We start from the raw sequence: 10,872 nt of genomic DNA, 5'->3' as shown, positions 1-10,872 counted from the left end.
CGGGTCGCGGAAACGGGGAGCTCGGATCAGGGGTGCGGCTGATCTGGGGGATCGCTTAGGGGTGTGGCCGCCGCCGGCGGTGACGGCGGCGGCCACACTTGGCCTAGTTGGCTCCGCCCATGGCCCAGTGGACGCCGCGCCTCTCAAGGGCTTCCTCGCGGCGGAGTCGCGCCAGGCGCGCGTCGCGCTCCTCGGCGGTTTCCTGCCACATTCGGATGTCGGCGATGTCTTGGTGGCCGAACTGCTGGGCTGTGCGCGCCGCGGCGGCCTCCGCGTCCAGGGTCTCCTCGTTCCTGTGCAGGAAGACGCCCAGGTCAAGGCTGTGGCGACCGGGAATCCTGGTCCAGTAGCAGCGGGGCTTGCAGGTACAGGTGTAGGTGTAACTCACCTTCCAACGGCGCCTGTTGGTCAACTCTTCGCGGTTCACGGATGTCCTTGCCTATGTGTTCGGCAGGTGAGGGGGTCCGGCGCCCCCTCACCTTCATAAATTAATTCTACTATGGAAAGGGGTGGGGTCAACTACGAAGCAGCGGCTCAGGAGGGGCTAGGCGCCCTCAGCTGGAGCGGTCGCCGCCTTCATCTCCGGAGGCGCCGTGATGGCCTCCAGGGCCCATGTCACGCCCTTACCGGGCCCGCCCGTGCCACGGGTGCGGAGCTTCAGCCCACGCTCCGCCAGGACCGTCCGCACCTGCTCACGAAGAACGGTGGTGTGCACGCTGTCCGCGTACGTGCCGCCGTCGGGCGGCGTGAGGGTGGTAGCGGGGTGGGCAGGGTGCGGGCGCCCCCGACCGTCCAGCCATATAAGCGTGGCCGCGCTCGCGTTCCACCCACAGGCCACGTGCAGCCGCTTGGGCGTCTTCGGGTCGCTCTTGCGCCGCGGCTTCGCCGCCCTGGGCTTCGCCTCCTCCTCCGGCGGCCGCGCGACGAACTTCCGGCGCGCGGCGTGGCCGCACACGGTGCACGAGTGCCGCGCCTCGCTGTAGCGCAGCTCCTTTCCGGCAACCCGCGCGCAGTGCGCGCACTTGGTGAGTTCCCCCGGCTCGGCCGCCCGCCACTGCGCGACCTCCGCCGCCGTGGCTCGCCCCGTCACCCCGTCGTAGGGGAACGTGGCGGTGCTGCCCTCCCACTCCGTCCCGTCCAAGTCGGCCTTGGCGAGGTACGCGCGGCCGGTCCACGACGCACGTGGCACCGTCAACGACTTCTTGCTCACGCGGAGCACCTCGCGCCACGTGCCGCCCGTGTTGACGTAGTCCCCCTTGCGGAAGTCCTCCGGCCTCCAGATCTTGAGGCCGTCGGCTTCGGCCTGGGCAACGATCGCTTCCCAGTGCTCCACCCGCGCCCGCGCCCGGCGCTCCTCCCGCGCCAGCGTGGCCAGCCCCTCAGGCGTCGTCGACCGCGTGTACCCGCACGCCGACTCCCCGCGCTGCCACTTCGCGATGTCCCGGAGTTCCTTGTTCAGCCCTTCCAGACGACGGAGCGTCCGGTGGGGATCCTCCCGGTACGCCTGGAAGTTCGCCGACGATGCCGCCCGTTCCGCCCAGTGCTTTGCCTTGCGGTCCTCGTCGATGCTGCGCCGCATGTGGCCGTCCATACGGTCCAGGTGTCGACGGTGCCGGCGCTCCGAGTGGTGCCCGACAAGGACGGGTTGCCCAGGCGGGATCCCGTCGGCGATGGCGTGTGCCGACCGGTGCGCGCCCTCTGACCGCGCGGCCGCGTTTCCCGCGTACTCCTCGAACCGCGCAGTGCGGTCCACCGCCCGGCCGATACGCTCCGCCTCCGCCTCTGCCACCGACCGCTCGATGTCGTTGTCGATCGTGACGGCGACGGTGTACCCGGCCTCTTCCAGGTACCGCTGGAGCTTGTTGATCGTCCACATGTCCGCATCGGCGTCACGGGAGTGGTAGAGGATCCAGCACTCAAGGTCACTGGACCACTTGAAGCTCATGCCGCCGCGGCGGCCGTACTCCTTCCGGGAGAGGATCTTGCTGGCCTCGTCGCCCCGCTCGGTGCCGTGTACCTGCGTGCCGCCGGCGGGCGTGTGACTGATTTCGATCACCGAGAAAGGCCCTTCTGTGTTGCGGGTTGGGGAGGAAAGGGGGAAGGCAGGCATCTCCGAGCGTCCGGCTTCACCACTGCTCCGGCATGGGCGTGCGGATGGTGAGAAGCAGGGCCGTCTCCAGCGAGACCGAGAGGTCGTCACGGTCGAAGGCGAGCGACGAGGCGGCCAAGCGGGCGGAGTGGTGCTGGGTGCAGAACGCGTCGATGTCGGTGTCGGGGTACTCCGTGGCCCATGCCTTGGCGTAAAGGGCGAATGCTGAGGCGTACTGAGGCGCGGGGGAGGAGGCTCCCAGGTCATCGACGGGCAGATCCCGGCCTTCCCATGCGGTGGTCAGGAAAAGGTGCCGCCGAATCTCGGGGTCGGTGAAGCGCCACAGCTCCGAAAGTCCCAAGTCGTGCCGCGCCCGGCTCACGTCGTTGCCGTGGGCCGCGATCTTTTCGGTGAACAGCACGATGAGGGAGTGCACTTGGGCGTTGAGGTAGTCGTTCTCGTGGGGCATGGTCTTTCCTGATCTGTTGGGCTCGCCGAGAGCGAGCCGGGCGGTACAGGGGTGTGGGCGGCTGAAGTCGGGACTGCCGCGGAGTCAGTTGCAGTTGGGGTGGACGGCACGAAAATGCCTGGCAGCTGCGATCAGTACGCACGCCTCGGCGCCGCGGCCCGCCTGGCTGAGGGCACACGCTTCGAACAGCAACGCCCAGTCGAATGCGGATATGTGGTCGGCGTACTCTTCGAGCGAGTGCGGTCGCTGTGATGCCGGTAGCCGACTCCAGGCAGTGCGGACGATGTCCTGCACGGCCTTGTTGGCGCGTTCGGTCCGGGCTTCGGTCAGGCCGAGGCAGTCGATGATCTCGGCGTGATCCAGGGGGATGTGTTTGTCGAGCACAGTGGGGATCGCCTTTCGGGACTCAAGAGGTGCAAGGGCGGATCGGCGGCCCGCCTGGCGTCGAGACGGGCCGTCGGCGGCGCGCGGTGTCAACGGATGCGTACGCGCGGGCGATTGGCGCGCATGACGCGCCTGCGTCCCACCCGCTCGCGGTCCTGCGCGCCGTAGATCTCGGAGAGCACGTGGTCGGCGCCGACCACGGCGATGACCGCATCGTCGAGGACCGCGTTCTGCGCGCCCGGGGCAAGTGAGCGGAACCATGCCTCCATCGCATCGCCGTCACTCTTCGCGAGGCCGAGCGTGTCCGCGTAGCTCTCCCAGGCGTGAACGGTCATGTGGGCGGCCCATTCGATGGCGGTTGCGGCCTGTTCCTCGGAGATGTTGTGGTCGGCGGCGACCTGCAGAACGGCAAGCGGGTTCGGCGTGTGCATGGGGCGATTCCTTGTCTTTCAAGAGGTGGTTGGGAGGGCTGTTTCCCTCTCTCAACTGGCATTAATTCTACTATGGTGTGAAGGGGTGTCAATTGCGCCTATGCAGGTCAGAGGCGTTGCTTATGGCGCCATCCGGCGCACGTGACACCGCCCGTCTCACGTCTAACGGTGCCTGGGGAATCGGCCCGCCGGAGTCGCTGGTGCTACACCGGACGTGGGGCCGGTCCTGCGGCGGTATCGATCACTCAAGACGCGCTGCGACTGCTCGACGTCCCCCTCGATGCTCGCGCAGCTCGCCTGCGGATGCTGGCGGCGCCCGCTCTGCGCACCTCCGCGCGCTGCGCGGAGACGCGGCACTCCCCACACAACGGCTCCGTGAGTCGCCGGTGCGCCGTCACGCCACTGCTCGTGCCGCAAATGCCAGCCTGTGACCGCAACTTCGGCAACACGGGGGCACCCGCGGCGGAGGCCACGGCCTTCCCGCCGACCCAGACGCGAGCCGCACACACCCCATCGAACCGGGCCTCCTTCGGGCGCACGCGCTCATAGCACCGCAACGCGAACGGGCACGTCGCGCAGACCTCCATCAACGGTGCGCACAACTCCAGCAGGGCGCGCGGGTCGCCGCGCACCAGGTCCTCGGACGGCACGTAGTCGTTGACGCCGGCACACGGGGCCGAACTGGTCCAGGCCGCGGAAGAAGTGGAGGTGATCACTGGGGCTGTCTCCGGTTGCTTGGGTTAGAACAAGAAGGGCTGCGCCTGGACCGGTGGGCACAGGGCGTCGAGTGCGGCCGCGGCCGCACGGTTGATCTCGTAGGCGCGCTGGGCCCACGGGCGGCGAAAGTGCAACTCCCAGGCGTCCGGCGTGCGGAACGGCGCGGGGCCCGGTAGGTAGGCGGCACGGTGAGCCCTTGCTGCCTCGACGGCCGCCCTCAAGGCGCCGTAACGAACAGGGGTGAGACGCGAGTTCACCACCCGACGCACGTCGGGCCAGTACAAGAACCCGGAGCGGACACCGCCGGTGGCATCGACTGCGTAGCGGAGGCCATCAGCGGCCGCGGACCAGCGCGTGGCGCAGCCGGCGTCAGGCTCCCCGGGCAGACGTCGACCGTCGCGCGCGTGCTCTCCGCCTCCGAACCGCTCCCGCCCCCACCGGTAGCAGGCCGGCAGGGCTGGAAGGTCGACGAAGTCCAACAGCAGTGCGGGATCTGCGGAGAAGAAGTCGCGCACGGCCAGTTGGAGGTCGTCCTCGCTCAACTTCACGCGGTCCTCACGGTGTGGGGGCACGAGAACAGGTGCCTGGTGGCGGCTTTCGCGAGCCGATCGACTTTCAGGCATCCGCGCTCGCCGCAGCCGGGGGTCGCGGGCGCGGAGTCGTAGACCAGGCATCGCCACGCAGGGCTCGGCTCGTCCTCGGGCACGTGGGCCAGGTGCCAGCCCGTGAGCCCTCCGCGATTGTTGGGGAGGGAGTCCTCGCTGGCGACTACGAACAGAGTTCCGTCGGGTGCGTAGGCGCAGAGCGCAAGGCCGCCGCGGGTTTCCACGTAAGGGTGCAGTCCGGCCTCTTCGAGCGCGGAGTGGACGTCAGCGTAGGCGGCGAGGGCGCGCTGTTCCTCCGGCCCGTAGGAGGCGCGGATGCGAGCGGCCTTGGCGGCGATGTCAGTCACAGGCACTCCGAAATCCTTTTAGGTCTTGACCTATTTATCGCCGCGAAGGGTGGCCGGTGGCGCCTGGGGGGCGTGGCGCTCCATGGAGAGGCTGGCGCCCGCCGTCCCTTTCTTGGTGCCCACCGTCGGCGGCTGACCCTCTGCTGCGAGAATCACGAACATATCTCTGCCGTCTTGGCGATTATGTGCACTCACCTATTTCGAGGCTTGACTCTACCTCCTGCCTGCGCGTGCTGGCATCCCGCCCCGCCTCCCGCATCCTGGCGAGCTGCTGCCTGGCCACCTCCGACAAGGTCTCCCCGCCTGGCCTGAACCGGACCTCCGCCAAAACGCGCGCGTTCGCCTCACGCTCCTGGGTCTTGCACTGCTGCTCCTGTGCCTGTTGCTGACGCTCTTGCACCTGACGCGGACTCGTTCCACACCTCCGGCACGACCGCCCCGGCCCGTCTGGATGCTTCGCGCAGGACGAGCCTGCTTCGCTGCCAGGCAGGGCGGCGCCAAGCTCTTCATCGACATCCGAGTTGGGGGTAGGGGGATTCTTCTGTGGGTGTTGGTTCTGGTTACTACCTAGTGCGCCTGATGCTCCTGCGGCTGGTTCACCGGCGCCTGAAAATCCGTCGCCGGTTCCCCCGACATCTCCACCGTCGGCTGACGCGGTCTCTTCGTGATCCCGCTTCAGCTTCCGCGCGAGCCTGTGCGTCACCTGCCGGCTGTACTCCTCCGACGCCCACTCCTGCGCCGTGTCATGCACCTCGGTGATCTGGAGGAACGTCCCGTCCGCCTGCCGCTCGGGCACCACCCGGTAGTAGCCGTAGTTCCGCAGCTCCCGCAGGGCCTTGCGCACCGCGTCCCGCCCTTCCTGCCCGGCGGCCGCGATCGAATCCGAGCGGACTTGCCAGTTGTCCGGCTTCGCCAAAAGGAAGACCAGGACCCCGCGAGCCCTGAACGACAGCCTCTCGTCCTCGACGGTGGCTGTCGGCAGCACGGTAAAACCGCTGCTCAGGTTGCGGCGCAGGATCGTCACGGGAAGGGCCTCCAGGGCGGTACAGAACGAACGAATGATCAAGGCCGGACAGCGAGCCCCGCGCGTGCGTGCGGGGCGGCCACAGGGGCTGTCAGACGGTTTCGCGAGCCGGGCTGATGTTGATGGTCCGTGGCGTCTTCTGCCCGGCCGCTGGGCGCGTCGGCACCGGTATCCCGGCGCGGCGTAGGGTCTCCACCATCGCCTTGGCGTTGGGCAGCATCGGCACGACCAGGTCGGCGTCCTCGAACCGTTCGACCATCGCCTGGATGTCCATCTCCTGCCGAGGGTTCCCGCCACTCCAGCCGAGGGTGTTGTCTCCGTAACGGCCCGCAGGGGAGTCGGAGAGCATGGCGCGCGCCTTCTCCTTTAGGCGCTTGCCCTCCCGGTACAGCTCGTGCCCCCGCACGTAGTCAGCCAGAGCCTGCGCACGGTCGGCGTCGTCGTGGATCAGGATCGTCTGCGCCGGCATCCCCGGCGCGACTCCCGGCCAGCAGGCGTCACGGAACGGGCAGTTGTCGCAAATGGCGGACAGGCCGGGGCCGTCGTGATCGCGCGGCAGGTCCTTCGGGCCAGGGGCCTCCAGCACGCGCTCCACCCACCATCGGGCTTCCGTGGCCAACCACGGGTCGAAGTCGAACTCCTGGATGTGCTCCTCGCCGGTGTCGCGGCACACGAACCGAAACCGAATGCGCCCAACGTCGATCGGGCCGAGCCGGTGCAAGTACCGCTGCCCGGGGATGTCAGCGAAGCCGACAGAGCGCAGCAGGTCGGCGTACAGCAGTACCTGCCGCATCTCCGCAGCCGTCGGGCCGTACCGGACGACGCGATCCCAGATCCGCCCCGACTTCGTCTTCACATCCTCAACCGTCACCACATCGGCCGGCCCAACTGGCCGATGACGCTTGGGAAGCCGGTTGGCCGTGGCGGCGTCGAGCTGGACGACATCGATGTGGCCGCACAACACGTCATCGGTGACGGTGCGCTCGATGAGCCACCCGAACTCTCGGCGCGCGTCCTCCAGCAATCCCTGGTGGATGTAGGTGCCCAGAATCGCCGCCCGCATGTCCGGGCTGTGGCTGCGCTTGGCGCCGTGAAGGATGTACCCCGCCCGGCGGGAGCAGATGGTGTCCGAGGCACCCAACTGCCGCTGCCGGGAACGGGGCCGGCGAGCGTCAGCGGCATGCGCCGCATCCCAGATCGAAGCGGATGGACTCCGCGTGCTGACGGTGTGAGTGGTCACAGGAACTCCAAAAGGACGTGCCGGGTTCGGCCGCACAGGAACGAACCCCGGCACGTGGAAAGAGAAGAAGGGGACTCGATCAGGCGGTGGTGAACGCGTCAGCGCCCTGGTCGTCGCCAGGTGACTCGCTCGTGGAGTCCTGCTCGGCAGCAGCGGCCGCGCGCAACTTGGCGGCATCGCTGGTCGGATCCGAGAGCTGCTCGGGGTTCTTCAGCTCGGCGGCCTGCCGCTCGATCATGGCGCGCACCACGCGCAGCTCCTCACGAGACAACCGCTCGTCCGCCGCCGCTTCGGTCCACAGCTTCTTCAACGCCTCAAGACCATCCTTGGCTGCCCGCTGGACGCGGGGCACCCACCGCTGCGCCAGATCGCCCGTCAGCTCGGGCGCCACGACGCCGGGCTGGGAGTGCGCCGAGCAGCCCATCAGCCCGAACACCAGCTTCTCGACGCTGAAGTCCGGAACCTCCAACGGCTTGTCCCGAGGTACCTCGAACTTCAGCGAGCGGGCACCGATGATCTGCGGAACGCCGTCCTTGCGCAGCCGCACCCACACCGTGGCGTCGAAGGCGAGCGACTTGTGCCCCTCGACCCGCCAGTCCTTGGTGCCCGGTATGGGATCGCCGTTGCCGTCGATCGCGGCGACCTCCTTGCCGCGGGCCAGCAGGATCACGATGCCGGGCATGGTGCGCACCAGATACATCACGCGCGCCCACCGCTCGTAGGCGTCGTTCCACAGGTTCATCGCTGGCTTGATCTCGGCATCGGGGTCCCGGCGCAGCTTGGACTGGTTCTTCGGCGTCCGGCGGGCACGCTCGTGAGTCCAGTTGACGAGCGTCCGCCACAGCAGCGACACCGAGTCGACGACCAGTACCACAGGCGGTTCCTTGGTGGCCGCTGCCCGCTTGGCCTCGGCGTGGACGGCCTCGACCTGGCCGAGGATGTCCCGGTAGGAGCCGTCGTGGTCGATCAACAGGTACTCAGCGCCCGGCACTCCGACGTATTCGTCGGCGGTGTCCTCGCCGAGCTCCAGCCAGTACGCCTGCCCCGTCTTGTTAGACCCGGTGAAGGCGGCAGCAGTCCAGGACTTGCCGCTCTTCTCGGGTCCCTCGATGAGGATCTTCGGCCAGGGCACGATGCCGGTCGGCTTGCGGGTGCGCAGGCGTGGCGCGGTCGCGGTAGACACAGAACATCTCCAAGAGGTTCATGGCTATATGCACTCGCCTATTTTTAGGCGGTGAGGATCTTCCTTGTCTCGAATAGGGGGGACCACTCGGGGTGCAGTTCGATGAGGCGTCTCGCGTAGCGCGACCGGAAGTCGTTGTTGAGCTTCCAGGGCTCCCCGCGGGTGGCGCGGCCGTACTGCCAGCGCATCACCTCGAACAGCATGCCGATGCCGATGCGCCTGAGGCCGCGCTCGACGCAGTCGGCGGTCAGGGCCTCCAGGTGTTCCAGGATCCACGGATTGAGCTGGTGAAACGCCTCAAACCGTTCCTGGATTGTCAGCCGGCCGGGATTCTCGGGCTGGCGGATGGCTGCGATAGGTAGCTCCAGCTGCACAGTCATCATGCCCCTCCTCGGTAGATGTATCGCGGCCTATTTTGCACGACCGTCCAAATGGCCTAGCGGTTACCCCTTCCCTATGTGGCTATTCTACTATGGATGGTGGGGATGGCAACTCTGCAACGAGTGCCCCGTACCAAGGTGGAGGGTCGGCCGCGGTCTCAGGACGCGGCTGCGGCCTTCTTCCCCCGCATCGAGATCACCGACCCCGGACCGTCATACCGACCCTCCTGCAGGGCCGTTGCTACATCCAGTTGCAACTGCCACGACCCGCCACGGCTCTTGCCCAACGTCATCTCGGCGCTCCCGAGCACCGTATCCAGCAGCCACAACGGAGACCCCGACAGCAGGTAATCCTCAGCCGGCAGCATCCCGCCACCCCGATTCCGAGCGTTCGCCGCCACGTGCTGACTCACGCCAAACAGTGCCGCGTACTCCTGCAACCCCACCAGCGGAGGCAGCTCGCCCTTCTTCATCGGCCGGACCCTCGCCTGCTGCTCCTCCTCCAACTCGGCCAGCAGCCTCTCGTCGAGCTGTCGGCCGCGACTGCCCGGCGGCAGGGCGAAAGCGACAGCCAGGCCCCCGGGCCAGAACGGTTTGCCCGACACGATCGCGGCGTCCTCGTAAGACAGGATCCCGTCGGGAACCCACCTGTCGCTGACAGCTGTCGGCGCAACGTTGTAGATCTTCGCGAACTCCTTGCGGCCCACGATCAGCGGCTTCGCCACGACGGCCTCCTTCCTCCTGCTTCCCGGACTGGGCATAGCAGAATAGCTTCCCGATCGTCGCGGGGGGCCAGGGGGATTGTTCACGGGCTGATAGCTTTCGAAGGCACATTCCAAGAGGTGCACAAGACCCCAGGCCGTATCAAGCCGATGCCCTGGGGGTCTTGGCTTCGCCGTTTCGGCGCCGGCTGCCGCGCCAGCCCCGGTCGAGGGAAGCCCGACGTCCCCAGCCAGGCACCACGGTCCGGATCCTGTCTCCTGCCCGGCCGCTGGGGCCGACGCGAGGCGCTCGGGGCACCACGACTCATCGGGCACGTCGAGGTGCAGTGGGACCTCACGCTCTCCCGAGGACGCCGCCAGACCCTCCTCGTCACTGCACGCGATCGCCTGAAAATCCTCGACCACGGCACCGACCGGCACATGTCAGACCAGCCGATCGGGATCGAGGCCACGCTCACGAACGCGTTCTGAAGTTGCGATCACGATCGCCTCCTCCTCTGTCAATGGCTTCTTACGAGCCGCCATCGGGCCCATGCTACGGACGCTCCGCGTCAGGGATCTGGGGAATTGCCTGATCGTCCACACCGGGTAATGGAATTGCATATTCCGTTGCGCGTGAATCTCCACTCGTCAAGCGAGCGCCGTTTCATGGCGTGTCGGCCAGAGAGAGGCGGTTTGGGTCGGAGGGCAGAAAACCGCTCGACCGAGTTGAGGTGTAGCTGCTACAAAAGGTCACGCAGCATCAAAGGAAAAGGGGGAAAAGTGAAGGGCAAGTTATCCAACAGAAATTTCACACGTCGCAACAGCACTCGTAGTGCCGCCGCGGCCATTGCCGCCGCCGTCACCACGTCAGTGTTGGTGATCCCTGCGGCTAGTCCCGCAAGTGCCCAGAGCCGTAGTCCCATTGGCGTCGCGATCAACAGCGTCGACTCCACGTGCAAGCACAACGGCCGCAACTACATCGTGCGGCAGTACTTCCGAGGAGTCCAGAGGTACACGCTGCGCTGCGGAACGACGACGTGGGGGTGGAAACACATCAAGTTGCGTCACGGCTGGAATGCCGGGATGGACGGCAAGATAAACAATGCCATCGCCAATGGGGCGCCCAATGGGCGAGGTGGATTCTCCATCTACACCAATCAATGCCCGCCGGTGGAAAGATTCCGCACCATCATCGGCACCCCTGCCGGACTGAATGACGTTCTCACTGCGTACAATGTCACGAACCTGGCCAGCGCCAGGAAGTGTTAGTTCCCCTGTGTGCAGGGGAAGTCGTCCGTC

At 67.2% G+C, this 10,872-nt stretch carries 14 protein-coding genes; 2 read left to right on the top strand and 12 right to left on the bottom strand.

Translation table 11 applies throughout. The features are described from left to right. Positions 1–103 precede the first annotated feature (103 nt). From ACO1BR_RS25190 to ACO1BR_RS25135, 12 genes are all read right to left on the bottom strand, one after another. A complete protein-coding gene (locus ACO1BR_RS25190) occupies positions 104–427 on the bottom strand; it encodes a hypothetical protein (RefSeq protein ID WP_426797370.1) in 324 nt (107 codons plus the stop codon). A 117-nt stretch (positions 428–544) separates the two neighbouring features. Then, positions 545–2,056, bottom strand: coding sequence for a DUF3560 domain-containing protein (locus ACO1BR_RS25185; RefSeq protein WP_426797369.1), 1,512 nt, complete (start codon positions 2,054–2,056; stop codon positions 545–547). Between the two features lie 70 nt (positions 2,057–2,126). Beyond that, positions 2,127–2,558: a hypothetical protein gene (locus ACO1BR_RS25180; protein ID WP_426797368.1), complete on the bottom strand. Its 432-nt coding sequence runs from the start codon at positions 2,556–2,558 to the stop codon at positions 2,127–2,129. 84 nt (positions 2,559–2,642) lie between these two features. Beyond that, positions 2,643–2,942 carry a hypothetical protein gene (locus ACO1BR_RS25175; RefSeq protein WP_426797367.1) on the bottom strand — a complete coding sequence of 100 codons (300 nt, stop codon included), beginning with the start codon at positions 2,940–2,942 and terminating at the stop codon, positions 2,643–2,645. Between the two features lie 89 nt (positions 2,943–3,031). Further along, positions 3,032–3,373 carry a hypothetical protein gene (locus tag ACO1BR_RS25170; protein WP_426797366.1) on the bottom strand — a complete coding sequence of 114 codons (342 nt, stop codon included), beginning with the start codon at positions 3,371–3,373 and terminating at the stop codon, positions 3,032–3,034. A 740-nt stretch (positions 3,374–4,113) separates the two neighbouring features. Further along, the gene (locus tag ACO1BR_RS25165; RefSeq protein WP_426797365.1) at positions 4,114–4,638 is read right to left on the bottom strand and encodes a hypothetical protein; all 525 of its coding nucleotides are present in this window, start codon (positions 4,636–4,638) and stop codon (positions 4,114–4,116) included. Beyond that, positions 4,635–5,048: a hypothetical protein gene (locus ACO1BR_RS25160; RefSeq protein WP_426797364.1), complete on the bottom strand. Its 414-nt coding sequence runs from the start codon at positions 5,046–5,048 to the stop codon at positions 4,635–4,637. The genes ACO1BR_RS25165 and ACO1BR_RS25160 overlap by 4 nt, the downstream gene beginning before the upstream one ends. 175 nt (positions 5,049–5,223) lie before the next feature. Further along, positions 5,224–6,066 carry a hypothetical protein gene (locus tag ACO1BR_RS25155; RefSeq protein ID WP_426797363.1) on the bottom strand — a complete coding sequence of 281 codons (843 nt, stop codon included), beginning with the start codon at positions 6,064–6,066 and terminating at the stop codon, positions 5,224–5,226. A gap of 91 nt (positions 6,067–6,157) precedes the next feature. Continuing rightward, positions 6,158–7,306, bottom strand: coding sequence for a PD-(D/E)XK nuclease family protein (locus ACO1BR_RS25150; protein ID WP_426797362.1), 1,149 nt, complete (start codon positions 7,304–7,306; stop codon positions 6,158–6,160). Between the two features lie 79 nt (positions 7,307–7,385). Next, the gene (locus ACO1BR_RS25145) at positions 7,386–8,489 is read right to left on the bottom strand and encodes a hypothetical protein (protein ID WP_426797361.1); all 1,104 of its coding nucleotides are present in this window, start codon (positions 8,487–8,489) and stop codon (positions 7,386–7,388) included. 44 nt (positions 8,490–8,533) lie between these two features. After that, positions 8,534–8,872, bottom strand: coding sequence for a hypothetical protein (locus tag ACO1BR_RS25140; RefSeq protein ID WP_426797360.1), 339 nt, complete (start codon positions 8,870–8,872; stop codon positions 8,534–8,536). Positions 8,873–9,027: 155 nt separating this feature from the next. Further along, positions 9,028–9,594, bottom strand: a complete 567-nt coding sequence (locus ACO1BR_RS25135; RefSeq protein ID WP_426797359.1) for a hypothetical protein — start codon at positions 9,592–9,594, stop codon at positions 9,028–9,030. A 117-nt stretch (positions 9,595–9,711) separates the two neighbouring features. Between ACO1BR_RS25135 and ACO1BR_RS25130 the strand changes: the two genes are divergently transcribed. Continuing rightward, on the top strand, positions 9,712–10,062 hold the full coding sequence (locus tag ACO1BR_RS25130) for a hypothetical protein (RefSeq protein WP_426797358.1): 351 nt from the start codon (positions 9,712–9,714) through the stop codon (positions 10,060–10,062). A 291-nt stretch (positions 10,063–10,353) separates the two neighbouring features. Continuing rightward, a complete protein-coding gene (locus tag ACO1BR_RS25125; protein WP_426797357.1) occupies positions 10,354–10,842 on the top strand; it encodes a hypothetical protein in 489 nt (162 codons plus the stop codon). Positions 10,843–10,872: the final 30 nt, after the last annotated feature.

This window comes from Streptomyces sp. YGL11-2 (assembly GCF_050054615.1).
In the GTDB taxonomy this organism is placed as follows: Bacteria; Actinomycetota; Actinomycetes; order Streptomycetales; family Streptomycetaceae; genus Streptomyces.
Note: the sequence above shows the minus strand (reverse complement) of the source record. Positions and strands in the feature narration are given on the sequence as shown.